This is a genomic window from Solirhodobacter olei (genome assembly GCF_004010155.1).
In the GTDB taxonomy this organism is placed as follows: Bacteria; Pseudomonadota; Alphaproteobacteria; order Rhodobacterales; family Rhodobacteraceae; genus Solirhodobacter; species Solirhodobacter olei.
On the sequence record NZ_RRYH01000013.1, the window covers coordinates 1 to 19578 of the forward strand.

The 19578-nt window shown below is 62.9% G+C and carries 20 protein-coding genes and 1 pseudogene; 11 read left to right on the forward strand and 10 right to left on the reverse strand.

Annotation, left to right across the window (positions count from 1 at the left end):
• Positions 1-329: hypothetical protein (locus tag EIP85_RS10825; protein ID WP_206615502.1), on the forward strand; the 329-nt coding region annotated here is incomplete at its 5' end.
• A gap of 570 nt (positions 330-899) precedes the next feature.
• On the opposite strand, the gene EIP85_RS10830 is transcribed toward EIP85_RS10825, so the two are convergent.
• Complete coding sequence (locus EIP85_RS10830; RefSeq protein ID WP_127902211.1) at positions 900-1349, reverse strand: cupredoxin domain-containing protein; 450 nt, start codon at positions 1347-1349, stop codon at positions 900-902.
• Positions 1350-1940: 591 nt separating this feature from the next.
• Between EIP85_RS10830 and EIP85_RS10835 the strand changes: the two genes are divergently transcribed.
• Positions 1941-2273: a hypothetical protein gene (locus tag EIP85_RS10835; RefSeq protein ID WP_127902212.1), complete on the forward strand. Its 333-nt coding sequence runs from the start codon at positions 1941-1943 to the stop codon at positions 2271-2273.
• A 233-nt stretch (positions 2274-2506) separates the two neighbouring features.
• Here EIP85_RS10835 and EIP85_RS10840 read toward each other — a convergent pair whose 3' ends face one another.
• On the reverse strand, positions 2507-3325 hold the full coding sequence (locus EIP85_RS10840; protein ID WP_127902213.1) for an alpha/beta fold hydrolase: 819 nt from the start codon (positions 3323-3325) through the stop codon (positions 2507-2509).
• A gap of 48 nt (positions 3326-3373) precedes the next feature.
• Between EIP85_RS10840 and EIP85_RS10845 the strand changes: the two genes are divergently transcribed.
• The 3 genes from EIP85_RS10845 to EIP85_RS10855 all read left to right on the forward strand — a co-directional run bounded on the left by EIP85_RS10845 (position 3374) and on the right by EIP85_RS10855 (position 6190).
• The gene (locus tag EIP85_RS10845; protein WP_127902214.1) at positions 3374-3697 is read left to right on the forward strand and encodes an ArsR/SmtB family transcription factor; all 324 of its coding nucleotides are present in this window, start codon (positions 3374-3376) and stop codon (positions 3695-3697) included.
• Positions 3698-4137: 440 nt separating this feature from the next.
• Positions 4138-5394 (forward strand): sulfite oxidase, encoded by a 1257-nt coding sequence (locus EIP85_RS10850; protein ID WP_164871698.1) that lies wholly within the window; start codon positions 4138-4140, stop codon positions 5392-5394.
• Positions 5395-5479: 85 nt separating this feature from the next.
• The gene (locus EIP85_RS10855) at positions 5480-6190 is read left to right on the forward strand and encodes a c-type cytochrome (RefSeq protein ID WP_127902216.1); all 711 of its coding nucleotides are present in this window, start codon (positions 5480-5482) and stop codon (positions 6188-6190) included.
• A 396-nt stretch (positions 6191-6586) separates the two neighbouring features.
• Here EIP85_RS10855 and EIP85_RS23210 read toward each other — a convergent pair whose 3' ends face one another.
• Both EIP85_RS23210 and EIP85_RS23215 read right to left on the reverse strand, forming a co-directional pair.
• Complete coding sequence (locus tag EIP85_RS23210) at positions 6587-6883, reverse strand: helix-turn-helix transcriptional regulator (protein WP_277749301.1); 297 nt, start codon at positions 6881-6883, stop codon at positions 6587-6589.
• Positions 6884-6991: 108 nt separating this feature from the next.
• Positions 6992-7525: pseudogene (locus tag EIP85_RS23215) on the reverse strand (AraC family transcriptional regulator ligand-binding domain-containing protein); the annotation flags it as partial.
• A gap of 174 nt (positions 7526-7699) precedes the next feature.
• Here EIP85_RS23215 and EIP85_RS10865 point away from each other — a divergent pair.
• The 3 genes from EIP85_RS10865 (at position 7700) to arsJ (ending at position 10820) form a co-directional block, all read left to right on the forward strand.
• Positions 7700-8548, forward strand: coding sequence for a metalloregulator ArsR/SmtB family transcription factor (locus EIP85_RS10865; protein ID WP_127902217.1), 849 nt, complete (start codon positions 7700-7702; stop codon positions 8546-8548).
• The gene (locus EIP85_RS10870; protein ID WP_127902218.1) at positions 8545-9555 is read left to right on the forward strand and encodes an ArsJ-associated glyceraldehyde-3-phosphate dehydrogenase; all 1011 of its coding nucleotides are present in this window, start codon (positions 8545-8547) and stop codon (positions 9553-9555) included. Before EIP85_RS10865 ends, EIP85_RS10870 begins: the two co-directional genes overlap by 4 nt.
• 65 nt (positions 9556-9620) lie before the next feature.
• Positions 9621-10820 carry an organoarsenical effux MFS transporter ArsJ gene (arsJ, locus tag EIP85_RS10875; RefSeq protein WP_241559965.1) on the forward strand — a complete coding sequence of 400 codons (1200 nt, stop codon included), beginning with the start codon at positions 9621-9623 and terminating at the stop codon, positions 10818-10820.
• Between the two features lie 7 nt (positions 10821-10827).
• Here arsJ and EIP85_RS23440 read toward each other — a convergent pair whose 3' ends face one another.
• The 6 genes from EIP85_RS23440 to EIP85_RS10905 all read right to left on the reverse strand — a co-directional run bounded on the left by EIP85_RS23440 (position 10828) and on the right by EIP85_RS10905 (position 16251).
• Positions 10828-11007 carry an integrase core domain-containing protein gene (locus EIP85_RS23440; protein ID WP_422067213.1) on the reverse strand — a complete coding sequence of 60 codons (180 nt, stop codon included), beginning with the start codon at positions 11005-11007 and terminating at the stop codon, positions 10828-10830.
• Between the two features lie 6 nt (positions 11008-11013).
• Positions 11014-12081: an ABC transporter ATP-binding protein gene (locus tag EIP85_RS10885; protein ID WP_127902220.1), complete on the reverse strand. Its 1068-nt coding sequence runs from the start codon at positions 12079-12081 to the stop codon at positions 11014-11016.
• 27 nt (positions 12082-12108) lie between these two features.
• On the reverse strand, positions 12109-12930 hold the full coding sequence (locus tag EIP85_RS10890; RefSeq protein ID WP_127902221.1) for a carbohydrate ABC transporter permease: 822 nt from the start codon (positions 12928-12930) through the stop codon (positions 12109-12111).
• A gap of 1 nt (position 12931) precedes the next feature.
• A complete protein-coding gene (locus tag EIP85_RS10895; protein ID WP_127902222.1) occupies positions 12932-13822 on the reverse strand; it encodes a carbohydrate ABC transporter permease in 891 nt (296 codons plus the stop codon).
• 89 nt (positions 13823-13911) lie between these two features.
• Positions 13912-15114 (reverse strand): ABC transporter substrate-binding protein, encoded by a 1203-nt coding sequence (locus EIP85_RS10900; protein ID WP_206615505.1) that lies wholly within the window; start codon positions 15112-15114, stop codon positions 13912-13914.
• A gap of 261 nt (positions 15115-15375) precedes the next feature.
• Complete coding sequence (locus tag EIP85_RS10905; RefSeq protein ID WP_127902223.1) at positions 15376-16251, reverse strand: NAD-dependent epimerase/dehydratase family protein; 876 nt, start codon at positions 16249-16251, stop codon at positions 15376-15378.
• Between the two features lie 208 nt (positions 16252-16459).
• Here EIP85_RS10905 and EIP85_RS10910 point away from each other — a divergent pair, with 208 nt between their 5' ends.
• The 3 genes from EIP85_RS10910 to EIP85_RS10920 are packed head-to-tail and all read left to right on the forward strand — an operon-like array spanning position 16460 to position 19552.
• Positions 16460-17602 carry a hypothetical protein gene (locus tag EIP85_RS10910; protein WP_127902224.1) on the forward strand — a complete coding sequence of 381 codons (1143 nt, stop codon included), beginning with the start codon at positions 16460-16462 and terminating at the stop codon, positions 17600-17602.
• A gap of 9 nt (positions 17603-17611) precedes the next feature.
• A complete protein-coding gene (locus tag EIP85_RS10915; protein WP_127902225.1) occupies positions 17612-18412 on the forward strand; it encodes a glucose 1-dehydrogenase in 801 nt (266 codons plus the stop codon).
• Between the two features lie 6 nt (positions 18413-18418).
• Positions 18419-19552, forward strand: a complete 1134-nt coding sequence (locus EIP85_RS10920) for an alanine racemase (RefSeq protein ID WP_241559967.1) — start codon at positions 18419-18421, stop codon at positions 19550-19552.
• Positions 19553-19578 lie beyond the last annotated feature (26 nt).

The following is a 19578-nucleotide window of genomic DNA, read 5'->3' on the forward strand; positions in this document are numbered from 1 at the left end:
GCCTGGTTCTGATTTCGGTTCTCGGCTCCCAGGTCGAGGGGCGGCGCATGCGCTTGCTCAACACAGAAATTCGACGCAATGGATTCACGCCAAGCGTGCAGTGCCTGACCCGTGATCCCGTTGCGTGGACCGCTAAGTTCGGCACGCTCACGCTGGTGGCCGCAGTGGTGCTCGAAATGAGCCTCAAGCCGGGCGTTATCCCCGCGACGTGTCTGCTCCTGGTCGCTCTCGTCGTCGCCGTTCCGCTGGGCCGTCGGTTCGCCGCAGGCGACGTCTCGCCCAATGGGACCGCGCGGGAACGAGCAACGTCTTCCAGCGCGGAGATTTAAGGGTGGTACGAAGCTTCGGGCGACGGCCCACCGCGCTCCCGCATTACGCAGCCACACCGTTAGAGGTCGCGGCGTGGCTCCCGCTTGAGAAGCGCGCGGGATTACAATCGCCGCGGCTCTGGTGACGCCCGCGGGAAGAGGGCCCCCGCTGACAATGGACCTCGTGACCAGATGGCAACATCCATCGCAGGTCGTCGATCACGAGGGCACCCGTAGGCAGTATCGGGTAGTTCGGGCTAGATCCACCCTTCGCCGCCCGCAGCTTGAAGAGCAGAAAAGCGCCCCGATTCCGGCCGTTCAGGGGCACACAGGAGCAACCTGGAGCGGGCCATGCGAGCTGACCCAATCGAAGGTTCAGGGTGCGAACAAACTGGGCTGAGGATCCGCAGCCCAGTGCTGGGCTGAGCCAAGACGGAGAATACCGCTTCCCACTCAAGATTTGATAACGCTGTGTGGACCGGCGGCGACCCTTTGAATGGAAGCGCCTCTCAATACTATAACAAATGCGGAAATGGCGCTGCCGGCTTCTCGGCGGCGCCATTTGTCCTGAAGCCTTGCACAGATCGGAGCTTAGATCACCTTGACGTAGCCGGCCATATAGCCCTGGCGATTCATCGAATAGGTGTCGCAGGGCATAACGCAATGCCAGCGATACTCGCCAGCCTTTGTCGGGGTAAACGTATAGGTCGTTGTGGTCGGAGTGACTTGGTCCGAGCCGGCCTTGTCGACGCCAGCCTTGATGACGACGTTCAGGTGGAGCCCCGGCGCCGTGAAGCTGTGGGGCGCATCATCGTTATTGATAAATACGAGCTTCACCTGTTGGCCGGCCTTCACTACGAAGTCGGCAGGGAAGAAGGCATCATGGTTTTTGTGATCGGCGCCGGGCAGACCAGCCTGGTCCGCATAAATGTAGATCGTCTTGGTCACGGTATTGCTCTGGGCGGAGGCTGCCGTTGCACCGAGAGCGGTAGCCGCTGCAAAGCCGGCGGCGATTGCGATTTTCGAGATGTGCGTAATCATATCGAAGCACTCCTTTCCATTGCCCGAAACAAATGTTTCCGACGTTTTGTTTGAACTCTTTGCGAGAAGGCCGATAACCTTGAGGAAAGATTTAAGGCCAGAGACGCGGCACTTCTTTGACCTGCATCAAGCCAAATCCGGGTCTGAAGACGCTCCGGAACACTATACTCTTTATCCAATCCCGCACGCTTCCGACGCGGAATCACTGATTTTTTCATACATTGCGGATGTCTTCCTGGCGGACTTACCAAAAAGGCCCGCTCATTGTGGTGTAATCACATTGTGGTGAGGTTGCCATTCATCGGCACCCGGCTGGGAGCGCTAAGAAGCTCGGGCAGATGGCAGAGTGTCATGAGGGGGCATGGAGTCGCTACCTGAGTAGGGCATCGGTGTAATCCGCCAAGCCGCCTAACGGCGCCTGGCCCGGGCGTGAGCAGAAAGGCAGCGCAACTTCAGTCAACTCCATAAGAGGTGCCGGGCATGTGACCTGACCTGACCATGGTCCGTCAGATTGCCGACAAGGGGAGACTGATAGAGTTGACGCAACGTGGGAGCCGTTGAACGGCACTGAAGAAGAGGGAGGAAGCTGCCATGGCAATCGATCCGTCACGCTTCGAGCGTTTGCGCGCGGCTTTGCTTGCTGCGCGCGACCGAATTTACCGCAATGCCAAGCTGCGGCTCTTCGTGGGTAAAGGTTATGAACGGCTTCCGCGTGAGGAGCTGGAGAAGCGCCTTCGGGAGGCGCTGGAGATCGCCAAGAAACTCGAGGCGCTCGCTGCCGAGCCGTCGCTTGAGCATCTTCGGTTCCACCACCTGCGGCCGATCCTGAAGCGGCTCCAAAGCCTCGGCCTGATCGTCTCCGGGCCCGAGCTGCGCGATCTCAGCGCGGCCTTCTTCGCGGCGCCATCCGACTTCGCGGCATAAGCCTTATCCTCCGCACGGATGACGCAGGTTTCGAGGCGACCTGCGAGCGCTTGGCCGAACGGGTCCGTCAGTTATCTGTTGATATGTAGGGGCCTCGTCGCTGCCGTTTGTCATACCATCCCTGACGACGCCAGGGCGCCCTCTTCTCCGCTGTTCCCGGTCTCGGAGGGGTACCCTGGACCTGCCGTTCGGCCCTATCCAGTCGACGGCCTAGAGTGCAGGCGAAGCGGGCGTTAGCGGCCGAGCAGGCGCGTCAGTACAGCAGTGACAATCGCTTCCGGGCAGTCCTCCTGCACCAGATGCCCTGAATTTGCGATCGGCGTCACCTCTCCATCCGAGATCAGCGCCGCCAGCGCCCGACCTTTGTCATACGGAATCCACTCGTCATTCAACCCCCACAGGACGGAAACGGGGCAATCCATCCGGTCGTACTTTCCTTCGATCTCATCGGTGAAACGTTGATCCATCTGGGCGATCTGCCGGTAGAAGGCTGGCTGCCCGACCGGGCCGAGCCATGGCGTACAATAGATCGACAGCGCTTCTTCGGACATGGGGTTGTGGGCGGCGGTCTGAAGATAGGCCCGCAGCAGCGCCCTGTGCATGTAGCCCGGCATCCCCGCGAAGGCTGCCTCGTGCTTACGTACATGCTGAACGAAAGGGGACCCCCAGGGCGCCAGCGCCACAGCATCGAAGATGGTCAGGGAGGCATAGCGTAGACCCTGAAGGTAATAGCCGCGCAGCGCTGTAGCGCCTCCGAAATCATGCGCCAGCACATCCGGGCGGTCGAGGCCCCATTCCGCGAACAGTGCAGCAAGAATCCGGTTCTGTACGGCAAGAGAAACGTCCTGCCCCTCGCGCATCTCCGACAGGCCGTAGCCCGCGAGGTCGAAATAATAGACGGTCCTGAGGCTGGAGAAATGCGGCACGATTCTGCGCCAGACCTGGGAAGAAAAGGGCGTGCCGTGAATGGCAACCAGCGGCGGACCGTTCCCGATCCTGCCCCACCGGATTTTGTTGCCTTCAACGGTCGTGGCGTTCGGCAGTTCCAGCATGTTAGATCCCATATTGTCATTTAGCTCATTGACTATATGATTGGCGCTATGGACCGATCAACCCAAACAAAGGCCATGGCCAGTGCGCAGCGCCTGACGATCCTGCGGTTGCTGGCAGAACCCGGAAAGCACTTCGGCCATCAATGGTCCGCCGATCCGGCAAAGTTCGGCGTCTGCATGACGTTTATTGCCGACGCGCTTGCCATCTCTCAGCCCACGGCCAGCCGGCATCTGGACATACTGAAACAGGCGGGCTTCATCAGCGTGCAGAAGCACCTGAAATGGTCCTATTGCAAGCGGGATGAAGCGGCGATCCGGGCCTATCTCGACTGGCTGGAATGCGAGGCCTTAGCTCTGACGAATGTAAAGTAAGCCTCGTCACGGCTCTTCGGCGCGCCATCCTCGAAAGGCAGCAACGCGCCCCCAATCCCGGCTGTTCTGCCTCTTCTGTGCAGTGCTTGGATGCTGTCATTCGATACATCAGCAGCAACGACTCTGACTGTGTGACCGCCCCACGATGGCGCGATGTGGGGCCCGGTCTCGCCATGGCCCGAAGAATTCTCTTGACGGATTATAACGGGGCCGTGATGTTAAATATGCTCAAAAGGGCATCTGTAATCTTGCACAAGGCACCCGATAGCTGCGCCCCGTTCCCTCTTGGAAACGGGCCCGCAGGAAGTGTCTCAAGCGAACTCAGGCGGTCGGGAGGACCTGCCCGAGGAGAGGCGCTTACACCGAGGCCTGGCGCGAACGAACAAGAGGAAGGCAGGACCAGACCGACAGGCGTGACGTTCATCAAGGGAGGAAAGATGATGTCAGGACGCGATGGGGAGTTTCGTTTCAACAGAAGGCAATTCGGGCTGGCGACGAGTGCGGCCGGCTTGGCGCTTTCGATGCCAGGCTATCTCAGGCCGGCCTTCGCCGCCGGTGAGGATTCCGCGGCGGTGATCGCAGGCAAGGTATCCGGCCTGATCATCCACAATGCCAAGCTCGGCGTGATGGAGACGCCGCTCACGCTTCTGCGCCAGCACAAGCACACACCGAAAGAGATCCTTTATAGCCGCTTCCACTTCCCGCACGAGGGCGAGGCAGCATGGTATGACACGATCAAGGCACCGGATTTCCCGGATTGGACTATCACGATCGACGGGCTTGTGGCGCGACCAAGGACGGTGAAGGCCGCCGACCTTGCAGGCATGGAGCAGGTCAAGCGCGTGTCGGTGCTGCAATGCGCGGGTAACGGCCGGGCATTCTACGCCGCCAAACAGAAGGTGGCCGGCGGCCAGTGGCACAACGGCGGCATGGGCAATATCGAGTGGGAAGGCGTGCCGTTCCGTCCCTTCCTGGAGGCGCAGAAGCTCCTCGTGTCCTCGGGTGCCAAGTGGATCACGGCCCACGGGTGGGACCATCCGGCGACGCCGGAAGGCTCCAGCTTCGCAAAGAGCTATCACATCGACGATCCTGCGCTCGATAATGCCATCCTGGCGCTTAAGATGAATGGCGAGCCGATCCCGGCGGCGCACGGCGGGCCGGTGCGACTGATCATTCCCGGCTATTACGGCAACATGAACGTCAAGCAGATCAATACGATCCTGTTCGAGGCGGAGCAGTCGCCGTCGGTCTACCAGTCGATGGGATACCGGATGCCATTGGTGCCGGTGGAGCCGGGCAAGTTCGGTGCCAACGACTATACGCTAACCAACAGCGTTCCGACCTACGGCCACAAGATCAAGAGTGCGATCTTCTCTCCTCTGCCGGAGGACAAGCCCGGTGCGGGCGCGGTGGAGATCACTGGCGTTGCCTTCAATGACGGACGCGGACCGATCACCCGCGTGGAAGTGTCTTCCGACGGAGGGAAGACCTGGACGGATGCCGAGATCGAGGCGCCCGAAAGCCCCTGGGCCTGGTATCACTGGAAGGCCAAGGGAACGCTCGCGAAGGGCGAGAACACGCTGATCTCGCGCGCCACGGATTCCCTCGGGCGGAGCCAGCCACTTGACGGGCTCGTGTGGTGGAACCCGCGCGGCTACGAATGGAACGGCGCCGACCATGTGAAGGTTACCGTCTAGAGCCACTCTCGGACGGTTTAGGGGGAAGCACGTCCCAGTCGCGCTTCCCCGCCCCAAAACCCTGATTATCCGAACGGGAACGCCGATGCGACGTGCGATATTACTGTGGGCTGTTGCCTGTCTCGGGCTGGGCCTGGGACGCGCCTCCGCCGATGAAATCACCCTCCCCGATGGGCCCGGCCGGGATCTGGTCTATGCCCGGTGCCAGACCTGCCACGATCTGGGCTACCTGAAGGAGTCCTCCGGTATCCCGGCAAGCGCCTGGAAGGATATCCTGGTGACGATGTATGGCTTTGGCCTGCGGATCCCGGACGCCGAGAAGGCGCAGATCGTAACCTATCTGGGCACCTATCTCGGGCCGAACCCGCCACCGGCCGCACCTGCCGTTTCGACCGCCGACGCAGCTCCTTCGCTCAATGGGGGCAAGCTCTTCGAACAGAATTGCTCGGCCTGTCATCAGAAGACCGGGAAAGGCCTTCCGGCGAGCTTCCCGCCGTTGGCGGGCAATTCCGATCTCTTCCTTGACCGGCTCTATCCGGTGCATGTCGTCCTGAACGGGCTGACGGGAAAGATCGAGGTGGGGGGCAAAACCTTCAACGGAACGATGCCGAGCTTTGCGCATCTAGATGATGCCAGGCTGGCCGCGATCCTGAACTATGTCCGCGGCGCCTGGGGCAATGCGGCCAACGCGCCAGCAGGCATGAGACCTCTCGCGGCGGTGGACGTGAAGGGGCTGCGTGATCAGAAGCAAACGCCGAAGGAAGTTCATGGACTGCGGGCATCGCTCCTGAAATAGATTTGCCGGTGAGGAGAGGAGAAAGGGGCTGCTGGCTGCAATCGGGAGGCCGAAGCTCGGGTCAGCGAAATCCAAGGGACGGGCCCACTATGGTCCCTACCAATCTCCCTGCCAGGCCGCGATCCGCCTCATGACCTTGCCGTAATCCGCCAGGATCGTGGCGAAGGCCGCTTCTTGGGCAATTCCTGCCCTACGGCTCCGATCACAGTATAGATCAACCGGGCTCGGAGCCGGTCATCGCCGCGCGCTGTTGCAACGGCAGCAAGGCGGCCCATGCACGGTCATCGGATCCATTGCCGCCTGCGCCCTAAAGCGGACGTTGTTGCGGATCTCGACGGGGGGTCGGTTTTGCGGGTAGCGGCTCATCCCCGAAGGTGGCGCCAGCGCGACGGGCGCTCAATGAAGGCTCCGCCACTGCGCCGGCGTGACGCCCTCCCAAGCGCGAAAGGCACGGTAGAACGAGCTGGTGTCCTGAAACCCGAGCAGGAATGCAATCTCGTCGATGCCGTTCTGCCCATCCGACGGCAATCGGCGGCCAAGGTCCCGCCGGGCCTCGTCCAGCAGGGCACGATAGCTCGTCCCGTGTTCGGTGATCCGTCGCTGCAGGGTTCGCTCGCTCATGCCGAGTTCGCGGGCCACCTCGGCGATGTCGGGCTTGCCGCTGGCGATGCGGCGCCGGATCAGGACCTTCACCTGATCGGAGAGCGATGACCGCGCCTCGATCTCCTCCAGCGAGGCGGCAAGCGCGGGATCGAGCAGGTTCAGAAGCTCCGGGTTGTGGCCAGAGAAGGGCAAGTCGAGGTCGGCCCGGGCGAGGACCAAGGCATTCTGATCACAGCTGGTCCGGATCGGGGCGCCGAAGTACGACCGATGCACCGCGGTCACCGGGCCGGGGCGGGTCATCTCGACCCGGATCGGGGTGAGGTGCCGCCCGGTTCCCCGCCGGCGCAGTTCCAGGATCGCGGCGAAAGTGACATCGGCCGCCGCATCAGGTTCTGCTTCGACTGCATGGAGCCAGCGCACCGCAACCCGGCATTCGCTCCCGGCTTCGGTGATCGTCAGTTCCTCGGGCGTGCAGAGGCGCTTGAAGCGCGCCAGCCGGTGCAGGCCGTCGCGATAGTCCCGAGCGAAGAACGCGGACATCGTGGCGGGGGGATGCAACTAGGTGTCGGTCCCGGCGGTCATGCGGAGACCGACGGCAGGGCCATGCGACAGTGCCTCGACCGCTCGCCAGAGCGCGAAGTACTGGGCCGTGGACAGCCAGGCGTCTGTCGTGATGTGCAATGTCGCGGGCAGTCGCGCCTGGTGCAGAAGCGCTGGCGCGGGGAGCCCCATCCGCTCGGCCGCACGCCAGAAGGCCGGCTTTCAGCCTCAGCCTTCGATTACATGATAAGTACGGCATGTGATGCGGCGTCAAGAAATTTGCTGCCGCCGGCAGAATGCCTCTGGCTGCAGCCTGTCGCAAAAGGTTCACTATGCGGGTCAAGTTAATTCCAGTATTCATGATTAATGGAAACACGAGCCGCCTCCGAAGCCTTTACCGCCCTCGGCCATGAGGGTCGCCTCTCAGTCTTCCGCCTTCTGATGCGCCATGCCCCGCAGGGCGTGCGCGCGGGCGAGATCGCGGAGGTGCTCGGGCTGAAGCCGAACACCGCCTCGGTCTACCTCAAGGCGCTGGAGCAGGCAGGACTGATCGGGGCGAGGCGCGACGGGCGGACGGTCTATTACGCCGTTGACCTGACGCGGACGGCAGGACTGGTGGACTATTTCCTCGCCGATTGTTGCCGCGGACGGCCGGACCTCTGCGCCCCGGCAATCGCCGCGGCGATCAACCCCAGACAGGAGAGTGCCTCAGTGTCGAAGCGGGTCTTCAACGTCCTTTTCATCTGCTCAGGCAACTCCGCCCGGTCGATCTTTGCTGAGGCGATCCTATCAGAGCTTGGGCAAGGCAAGTTCATCGCCTACTCCGCAGGCACTCGGGAGAAGTCGGAGCTCAACCCCTACGCTATCGACGTTCTCCAGCGGAACGGCCACGATGTTTCGGCCCTCCATGCCAAGAACGTCGACGTGTTCCGCGGGCCGGGGGCCCCGACGTTCGATTTCGTCTTCACGGTCTGCGACCTTGCCGCTCACGAGGAATGCGGGGCCTGGCCGGGCCAGCCTATGACGGCACACTGGGGAATGCCCGATCCGGTGAAGGCGGAGGGCTCGCCGTCGGAGAAAGGGCTCGCCTTCGCTCGTGCGTACGCCGAACTCAATCGCCGGATCGCCGCCTTCGTTGCGCTGCCTCTGGCTTCGCTCCAGCGCATTGCGCTGCAGCACCGGTTGGATGATCTCGGCCATGAGGTCCAAGCATGAGCCGCATCGCTTTGAACGGCCTTGGGCGGATGGGCAAGCTTCTCTTGCGTCGGCTCATCGACGAGGGCTTGGGTGGCGATATCGTGCTGGTGAACGAGCCCTCCGGCACGCCTGAGAGCCACGCGCTGCTGATGGAGTTCGATTCGGTCCATGGTCGGTGGCCGGCTAAGATCTCCCACGATGCCGGGAGCCTGACCCTGAACGGTGCCCGGATACGGCTGACGGCGACGAAGCGGATCGAGGATCTGCCGCTGGCCGAGATGCGTGTCGATCTGGTCATCGACTGCACCGGCGTCTTCAAGACGGCGGAGAAAGTGGCGCCCTACTACGCTGCCGGCGTCAGGAAGGTCGTCGTCTCGGCGCCAGTGAAAGATGGCGGGGCGCTGAACCTCGTTTTTGGGGTGAACCATCACCTTTATGATCCGGCCGCACATCATCTCGTCACCGCGGCAAGTTGCACCACGAACTGCCTCGCGCCAGTCGTGAAGGTGATCCACGAAGGGATCGGCATCCGCCACGGTTCGATGACCACGATCCACGACGTGACCAACACCCAGACCATCGTCGACCGCCCGGCCAGGGACATGCGCCGCGCCCGCTCAGCCCTCCTCAACCTGATCCCGACCACGACCGGCTCAGCGACGGCGATCACCCTCATCTATCCCGAACTGAAAGGCCGGCTGAACGGCCACGCGGTTCGGGTGCCGCTCTTGAACGCCTCGCTGACCGATTGCGTCTTCGAGGTGCATCGGCCGACCACTGCCGAAGAGGTGAACTCACTCTTCGCCGCAGCGGCGGAGGGGGCGCTGAAGGGCATCCTCGGCTATGAGACGCGGGCCCTGGTTTCGTCGGACTATCTGAACGATCCGCGGTCCTCGATCGTCGATGCCGCCTCCACCATGGTGGTGAACGGCACTCAAGTTAAGATCTTCGCCTGGTACGACAACGAATGGGGCTATGTCTGCCGGTTGGCCGACATCGCGCAGATGGTGGCGGGAACACTTTGACAGCGGCTGCGCGCTCTTCGCCGCTAGCGGCCTACGCGACCGTCACTGCAGCCTACTGGGCCTTCATGCTTACGGACGGCGCGCTCCGGATGCTGGTACTCCTTCATTTTGACCTCCTCGGTTTCAGCCCGATCGCCATCGCTTGGCTCTTCCTTGGCTACGAGGTCGCTGGCATTGTCACCAACCTCTCGGCCGGCTGGCTCGCTACCCGCTTTGGGTTGACGACGACGCTCTACGCTGGGCTAGCCCTGCAGGGGGTCGCGCTGGCAGCGCTAACCCGCCTCGACCCAGGCTGGAGCGTCACGGTTTCGGTCGCTTACGTGATGGCCTCGCAAACCCTCTCGGGCGTCGCCAAGGACCTTACCAAGATGTCGTCGAAGAGCGCGGTGAAGCTCCTGGCGCCAGCGTCTCAGGGCGGTCTATTTCGCTGGGTTGCGGTACTAACCGGCTCGAAGAACGCGGTGAAGGGAGCTGGTTTCTTCCTGGGCTCGGCGCTCCTCGCGGGCTTCGGCTTCCGTGCCTCGATCTGGGCCATGGCCGTGGCGCTGTTGGCGATCCTTGTGGCCTCCGTTGTCTTCATGCCGGCGGGCTTGCCGCGGGGAAAGAAGGGGACGAAGTTCGGCGAGATCTTCTCGAAGGACCCACGTATCAACCGTCTTTCCCTTGCCCGCATGTTCCTCTTCGGCGCGCGCGACGTGTGGTTCGTCGTAGGCATCCCGGTCTATTTCGAAGCGACGCTCTCCGACGGCACGCCAGAGGGCCATCGGGTCGCGTTCTTCCTTGTCGGCGCCTTCATGGCGGCTTGGGTGATCGCTTATGGAGCAGTGCAGGCGGCAGTGCCGAAGCTGCTCGGTGGGGCAGGGCGGCCGGAAGCCGAGATCGCCTCATCGGCTGCCTTTTGGGTGCTGATACTGACCGTCATCCCGTTCGCGCTGATGGCGGTCGTCCTTCTTGCCGGCGCCCCGGCCATCTGGCTCACGGCGACCCTTGCCGTGGGGCTGCTCGCCTTCGGCTACGTCTTCGCAATCAATTCCTCGGTCCACTCCTACCTGATCCTGGCCTTTACCAGCTCGGAAAGGGTGACAATGGATGTGGGCTTCTACTACATGTCGAACGCCGCAGGGCGACTTGTCGGCACGCTCCTTTCTGGCATCAGCTACCAGATTGGCGGCCTCGCCCTCTGCCTCGCCACCGCCGGCGTGATGGCCGCGCTGAGCTGGCTCGCCGTTCGCGGGGTTGAGGGCTATGCCGCGCTCCGGGTCTGACGCTGCGTTAGGTATTGGGGGAGGTCCGGAATGGCCTGGATAGGCGCGCCCGACACGGCGGCGGAATGATCTTCTTTCGTCGTTTGAGAATGGTTTCGGCCCTGCCGAGATAGACGTCGGCGGGGGTGCGGTTGCCGAGGCTCTCGTGGTTGCGGTGATGGTTGTAGTGGTCGATGAAGTTGGCCAGGGCTTTCTACAGGCGCTGCCCGGTTTCGGGGTCGAACACGCTCGCGTGCTCGGGCAGCCAATGGAGCGCGATCTCCTCACCCGGTCGGAAGGTGCGGCGTTCAGAGATAACAGCGCTGGCGCTCTGGCCGGCGAGCGATATGAACACCTCGATATTCGGTCCGGTCGGCTCGACCACTTCTACCGTGGCTGGTACCCCGCCATCGCCGCTGATCGCTATATGCTCTGGACGAATACCGCAGATCACCGGCTGGCCCTCTCTGGCCGCTGCATCGGGCGAAACCGGTAACCACATCCCTCCCTCGGTCTCGACAAAGGCCTGACGGTCCGAGCGCCGCATCTGGCCCTTCAGGAAGTTCATTGAGGGCGAGCCGAGGAAGCCCGCCACGAAGAGATTGGCTGGCCGGTCGTAGAGATCGAGCGGCGAGCCGATCTGTTCGATCCGGCCGCCATTCATGACAACGATCCGGTCGGCCATCGTCATTGCCTCGATCTGATCGTGCGTGACGTAGATCGAGGTGGTCTTCAGTCGCTGGTGCAACGCCTTGATCTCGGTCCGCATCACCACTCGCAACTTTGCGTCAAGGTTGGACAGCGGCTCATCATAGAGGAATACTTGGGCATCGCGGACGAGCGCCCGTCCCATGGCGACGCGCTGACGTTGCCCGCCGGAAAGCTGGCGGGGTGAGCGGTCGAGGAAAGGCAGGAGGTTCAGCGTTGAAGCCGCATCGCGAACCTTTTGGTCAATCTCCGCTTGAGGCCGCTTTCGCAGGCGTAGGCTGAAGCTCATGTTCTCGTAGGAGGTCATATGGGGATAGAGGGCGTAGTTCTGGAACACCATCGCAATGTCGCGCTCACGCGCCGGCAGGTTGTTCACGACACGCTCGCCTATCCTTACCTCCCCACTCGACACTGTCTCGAGCCCGGCGATCATTCTTAGCAGGGTAGACTTGCCGCAGCCCGAGGGCCCCACCAACACGACGAATTCGTGGTTCTCGATATCAATGTTGATGTTGTGCAGGACACTCATGGTCCCAAAGGACTTGCCGACGTTGGAGATAGTGACGGATGCCATGGTCCGGTTCCCTTTGTTAGTCCTCGGCTATTTCACAGCGCCAAGCGCCATGCCGCGGATCAGGAACCGCTGAAGCCAAGAGAAGACGATCGCCACCGGCAGGGTGGCTAGCATGGTTGCGGCCATCACATGGTGCCACTCGATCTGGTATCTGCCGGCCACCTGCGAGTAGATCTGGACGGGCAGGGTGAAGCCGTCGGAAGAGCGGATCATCGTCAGCGCCAACACGAATTCGTTCCAGCTGTTGATGAAACCGAAGATTGCCGTAACCGCCATGGCCGGCACGGCGAGTGGCAGAAAGACCCTTAACAGGCTGGTCAGATGGCCGGCGCCATCGATCCAGGCCGCTTCTTCGAGATCGCGCGGGATTGTGCTGAAGTAGCTCTGCAGCATCCAGATGGTAAAGGCCATGTTGAAGGCGGCATAGGTGAGCACGAGGGAGTTCAGCGTGTTCACCAGCCCAAGCGTCACCATCATCCGGAACAGGCCGAGCACGAGCACGATCGGAGACATCATCTGGGTCATCAGCAGGAAAGTGCGGTAGGCGCGCTTTCCCGGGAAGCGGTAGCGTGACAGTGCGTAAGCGGCCGGGATGCTCAGGATCATTGCCAGCACGGTGGAGAGCACGCTGACGTAAAGGCTGTTCAACAGCGCCCGACCAAAGTTGGTCTTCACCCACATCTCAGCGAAGTTCGCCCAGCGGAATTCCGAGAAGGTCCACGTCGGAGGATAGGTGAAGAGCTCCTCGCGTGGGCGGAAGGCTGTGACGAACATCACACCAAAGGGAAATAGGATCACCACGACGAGAGGCGATAGGATTAGCCAGAACAGGAGGCTCTTCTTCAGCATGTCATTCCTCCGCGTCAGCACCGGCCTCGCCGCGCATCACCAAAAGGACGTAGATGATGGTGAAGACCATGAGCACGCCGAACATTATGAGCGAGATAGCTGAGGCCTTGCCGAGCTGGCCGAAGCGGAATGCGAGCTTGTAGAGATAGGTCACCAGGATATCAGTGCCGTTCGCAGGCCCGCCTTCGGTCATCACCCAGATGATCGGCAGAGAGTTGAAGACGTAGATCACGTTCAGCACGACCGCGATGTTGATGAACGGCTTCATCAGCGGCAGCGTGATGTGACGGAATTGGTCCCAGCGGGTGGCGCCGTCGACTGCTGCCGCCTCATAGGAATCCTGTGGCAGGGCGGAAAGTCCGCCGAGGAAGATCGTGGTGGTGAAAGGGATCGAGACGAGGATGCCTATAAGGATTTCTACCGTAAACGCCTGGTGAGCTTCACCGAGCCATTCAATCGGCTCTTTAAGGATGCCTAGGTCCATTAGCGTGGCGTTGAAGAGGCCTGCGCGACCGTTCAGGGCCCAACGCCAGACCACCGCCGTCATGGTGAGCGAGATAGACCAGGGCAACATGATGATGACGCGGGCGAGGCCCCGACCGTAGAATTCCTCGTTCAGCATCATCGCGATCGGCAGCGAGAGGGCGAGGGTGCCGCCGACCACGGCGAAGGTCCAGATCACCGTGCGGATCAGGCTTCCGTAGAACAGCGGATCCTGGAAGACGTCGCGGAAATTAGTCAGGCCATTTAGGCCACGGAACTGGCCGAAGCGGCTGACTTCGTGCAGCGAAGCGTAGCCGAGGTCGTAGATCGGATAGCCGATGATCAGCACGGCGAGCGCCAGGCCCGGAAGGATCATTGCGAGGGGCTTGAAGCCTGCGGATAAGTTCATACCGTCACCTCGAGGTTCCTTCCGGAGCGGATGCCGGGGAACCCGGCGTTGGGAAGGGAGGGGGCGTTTCCGCCCCCTCCCGTTGGTGATCAGAGCCCACGGATTCCGTTGATCTTCTTAGCCGCGGCCTTGAGCCCGTCCTCCGGCGAGACTTGGCCGAGATAGATCTGCTGCAGCGCCCGGACCGTCGTATCGGCGATTTCCTCCCAGTTCGCGATGACTGGCGCGAATTTGGCGTAGGGCAGGCCAGCCGCAAAACCCGCTATGTCCTTGTCGTTCTTGAAGTAGTCGAGCGCCGCGATGTTCTTGGTCACCGGCAGAAAGCCTTCACCCAGGTCGAACTGCTTGCGGTACTTGTCCTGGTAGGTAAATTCGATGAACTTCCAGGCCGCGGCCTTCACCTTCGAGCTGGAGAACAACATCAGTGTGTCGGTCACGCCATAGGTTGCCTCGGTCTTCTGGATCGGGAAAGGCAACACCGCGTAATGGAGGTTCGGTGCCTCCGCCTTGATTTGCGGGATCAACATCGGGAAGGTGAAGATCGTGCCAACCTTGCCCTGCTTGAACAGGTTGAACACATCCTCGCGGCTGTAGTTGGTCGGCGACGGCTGGGTCAGGCCCTTATCGATCATCTTCTTATAGAAGGTCGCCGCGGCCAGCGCCTCCGGCGAGTCCAGACCACTCTTGCCATCGGGCCGCAGGATGTCGCCGCCGAAAGTCCAGAGCGCATAGTAGTAATAGGCGTCGGTCTCGATCTCCTTGCCCTGCAAGCCGAAGCCGAAGGTGTCCGGCAGTTTCGAGATCTTCTCGGAGGCGTTGTAGAGATCCTCCCAGGTCTTTGGCGGCTTCACGCCGGCCTTGTTATACAGATCGGTGTTGATCACCATGGCGCGGGCCGAAGCGGCGACCGGCAGGCCCATTGTTTTGCCATTGATGATGCCGGGCTTCATGAAGGTGTCGATGAAGGTGCCCTTGAATTCCGGCGTCAGATATTTGTCGACCGGCTCGGCCACACCCTGCGAGGCAAAGTCCAGTAGCCAGCGGGTCCCAATGATCGACATGTCAGGCGGGGTGCCGCCGGCGATGTCGGTCGTGAGCCGCTGTAGCAGCGAGTCCCATGGCACCACTTCGATGTTAATCTTGATGTCGGGGTTGGCCTTCTCAAAATCGGCCGCAACCTGCTTGTAGAAGGGCCCGGTCTTCGAGCTGTACTCAGCCACTGTGAAGTTCACGGTGGTCTCGGCGAAGGCACTGCCGGCGAGCAGGCCGATCGCCAGGGCCGAGGCGGCCAATCTTGCGACCTTACGGTGGAACATGTGTCTCTCCTCTGTCGGTTCGGTCCGTCGCATGCTGCGGGACTCGAGCGGGGTCGTGGGCTGTATGACAGAACTGTGAGGTGGTTTCGGAGCCAAGCAAAATAGAAAGAATGCATGGCCGTATGTGGTTCCGGCATCGGCTTGGCTCATGCCGTGCACGGCGATTTAAACGCTTTCAGGCCATCCCGCGTGCCCGCCGGATGGCCTGCGCCCATTGAAGGCGATTGTCGTGCTGGCTCAGGCGGTTCGCCAGGAATGTTCTGGTTCGTAACCGAGTATGCGCCGGGCCTTTTCAATCGAGAGCAGCGTCTGGTGACCCGCAACCGGCCCAATGAGGGGCACATCGGGGAAAATCTGCGCCATCAGTTCGGCGCTCGGCGTCTCCATTACCGTGTCTGCGTTGGCGATGATGAAGGTATCAGCGCCAACGAGATTCACATGCAAGGCTTTCTCCACCGCTTGGGCGCAGTCGCGCGCGTCGATGTAGCCCCAGAGGTTCCACTGCCGAAGCGCCGGATCGCCCTGCCAGCTGGAGAATCTGGGATAATCCTCGGCCAGCATCACGTTTGACAGCCGGAGCCCGACGAAGCTCGTGCCAGGGTTCCAGCGCGCCATCTGCCGCGCCATCTCCTCGCCCAAATCCTTGCTAAGCGCATAGGCGCTCTCTGGTCGCATGGGGTGTTCTTCGTCGACGGGTGCATATGCGGGCGGGTTCTCCGGCGAAAACGGCAGGCCGAGGGTGGTCTCACTCGATGCCCAGACGATTCGCTTGATCCCAGTCCGCAACGCGGCGTCGAACACATTGTAGGTCGACAGCATATTGTTGCGGAACGTCACTTCTTCCGGCTGTAGGTCTGGTGCTGGGATCGCGGCCAAATGGACAACCGCGTCCGGTGTCGCGAAGCTTCGGAATGGGTGGTCCTTTCCGCCCGTCCATTGCAGCGCGTCGATCACCTGCCCACGGTCGTTCAGGTCCACTCGATAGAACGGGCAGACCTGGTCCGGCGAGGGCTGCACGTCGATGTTCAGAACGCTGTAGCCCTGCTCGACGAGGTGCCGGCAGACCGCCCGGCCTGCCTTGCCGCTGCCGCCCGTGACGACGATATTCTTCATGCCAGCCTCCGGCTTTCTGGCGCCCGCGGGTGCGAGGCGCCCGTGCGATCAGGGCCCGCGGGGGCCTATTGCACGCAGTTTAGTGGCGCCGCCGATCCTTGCCGAATGCCAAATGGTCATGCCGCGATGTGTTCTCGGCATTGGCTGGCTGCGGCGGCTGCCGGTAGGTTCCCCCGAGCCCCGCCCTCTCGTTGTGCCGGAGACCACCATGCCGCGCCATCTGATGTACCTCTACCCCTGGGATCTGCGCGAGGACGGCGCCGACCTGATCGCCCAGAGGTTGGCGGCGGCGGGTGCCACCGGCGTCGCGCTGTCGGCAAGCTACCACTCCGGAAAGTTCGTCCGCCCGCACGGGCAGGACAAGGTGGTCTTCCCGGAGGGCAACACTACCTATTTTCGCCCCGACCCGCGCCGCTACCGTCGGCTCGTGCCCGAGCAGGCGGCAATGTCGCGTGACTTCGACAGTTTCCGCGCGCTGGCGGAGGGCGCCCCGGAGCTGTCGGTCACCGCCTGGACGATCGGGCTGCACAATTCCCGCCTCGGCCGGCTCCACCCGGAGCTTGCGGCTCAGACGGTCTACGGCGGTCCGCTGGTGAACTCGCTCTGCCCGTCGCAGCCGGAGGTACGCCACTATCTTGGCGCGCTCTGCGCCGATACCGCCGCCCAGCCGGGCGTCTGTGAAATCGCGCTCGAGGCGCCGGGCTGGCAGGCGTTCCGGCACGGCTATCACCACGAGTTTGAGCTGATAGAGCTGCCCGAGCCGGTGCAGGTCATGCTCGGCACCTGCTTCTGCGCGGCATGCACCGAGCGCGCGCGAGGCGCCGGACTCGACCTCGGCCGTCTGGCGCGGCGGACGCGAGCTGAGCTTGATGCCTTCTTCGCCGACGGAACGCCGCCCCCGACCGATCCCCGGACCGATGCCGAATGGCGCGCACTTGTGGACTGGCGCGGTGCGACGGTGGCGGAGCTTGCCACCGAGGTCCGCGCGGGGCTGCCCGCCGGAGTGGCGCTCGCGGTGATCCCGACGGTGCAGAGCCCGAACAGCCTGTGCTGGACAGAAGGTAGCGACCTCTCCCGGCTCGGCCGTGCCGCCGACCGACTGGAGGTGCCCGCCTACCAGTCGGGCGTTGCCGCGATCCTCGCCGATGCCGCCGAGGTGGTGCGGGCGGCGGGGACGGAGGCCGATACCGGCTTCATCCTTCGCCCGACCTGGCCCAACCTGACCGACGCGGCGCAGGTGGCCGAGGCGGTGCGTGGGCTGCGCGGTCTCGGCGCCAGCTCGATCTCGTTTTACAACTACGGCCACATGCGCCTCCAGTCGCTCGACTGGATCGCGGCGGCCCTGAGTTAGGAGGCCGCCATGCCCGATCACCGCCAGACCGTCGCGCTCGTCACTGGAGGGGGGCGCGGCATCGGCCATGCCATCGTCCGTCAGCTCGCCAGGGAGGGGGCGGCCGTGGCGGTGCTCGACCTTGACGGCGCGGTGGCCGAGGGGGCGGCGGCCGAGTTGAAGGCCGCCGGCCATCGCGCCGTGGCCCTGACGGCCGACATCACCGACCCTACCGCGGTCGAGGCGGCGGTGGCAGCAGCTGAGGCGGCATTGGGTCCGCTTACGCTCCTTGTTAACAACGCGGGCTTCACTGATGCGGGCGATCTCGTCGGGTTATCGCTTGATAGCTGGCGGCGCGAGACAGCGATCAACCTCGACGGGCCCTATCACTGCCTGCGTGCGGTGCTGCCGCGGATGGCGGCGCGGGGAGCCGGCGCGGTGGTGAACATCGCCTCGGTGAACGGCGTGCGTTTCTTCGGCAACCCGGCCTATAGCGCGGCCAAGGCCGGGGTGATCAACCTGACCCTGGCGGTCGCCTCGGAGTATGGTCGCCACGGCATCCGCTGCAACGCTGTGCTGCCGGGTTCGGTCCGGACCGCTAACCGCTCCTGGGAGATCAGGCTGGAGAAGGACCCGCGGGTTTTCGACAAGCTCGCGCGCTGGTATCCGCTCGGCCGCGTCGCTGAACCAGAGGACATTGCTAGGGCCGTTTCCTTTCTCGGCTCGGCCGATGCCGCCTACATCACCGGTGCATCCCTCCCGGTAGACGGCGGACTGCTGGCCGGCATGAACGTTATGATCGAGGAGTTCATCCTCGAGTCGAAGGACTGAACCACCGTGACCACTCTCGCTGACCTTTCCACTCCCTGTCTCGTCCTCGACCGGCCTCGGCTCGTCGACAACCTCGCGCGGATGTCCGCCGCCTGCCGGCGCAATCGCGTGGCGCTACGGCCGCATCTGAAAACGGCGAAGTCGATTGACGTGGCGCGGATTGCGCTGGCCGGGGAGGCAGGTGGCATTGCTGTCTCGACCCTACACGAGGCAGAATATTTCGCTTCCGCGGGTCTCACCGACATCCAGTATGCCGTTAGCATCGTCCCGGACAAGCTGGCCCGGGTGGCCGCCATAGAGACACGGGGCGCCCGGGTCACACTGATCACCGATGCAATCGAGGTCGCTGAAGCGATTAACGCCGAGGGCGAACGCTTAGCCCACAAATTCCACGTGCAGATCGAGATAGACTGTGGAGAGCGCCGCTCCGGCCTCGCCCCTGGCGCACCGGAAGTCATCGCCATCGCCCGGTTGCTCGCGGCCGGCACTGGGACCGCGTTCGCGGGCGTGATGACACATGCCGGACATTCCTACGCCTGCCGCAGCCTCGTTGATGTGGAGCGTGTTGCGGAGATCGAGCGCAGCGCGGCAGTTGCGGCAGCCGAAGCGATCCGCGCCGCCGGTATCCGCTGTCCCACGGTCAGTATCGGCTCGACGCCGACCGCACTGCATGCCGGTCATCTCGAAGGCGTCACTGAGGTGCGTGCCGGTGTCTACATGTTCGGCGATATGTTCCAGGCCCAGATAGGTTCCTGCGGGGTGGAGGATCTCGCAGTCTCCGTGCTTGCCGAGGTCATCGGCCATCGGAGTGACCTGGGTCACATCCTCATCGATGCCGGTGCGCTGGCGCTGTCCAAAGACCGCAGCACGGAGGCGGTGCCGAATGATGTGGGTTTCGGTCTCATCGCCGCTCTCGACGGCAAGCCACTCTCGCCACAGATGAGAGTCGCGCGGGTCTATCAAGAGCACGGGCTGATACCGGTGCCGGCACCGCTGACAGTGTCGGACTTCCCGATAGGGACCAAGCTGAGGGTCTATCCCAATCATGTCTGCATGACCGCCGCGATGTATCCGAGCTACAATGTTGTAGATGGCGGCCATGAAGTGACCGAGATCTGGGCGCGGACGAACGGCTGGTAGCGCGTGGCGCCCCGGTATTCGTCGCG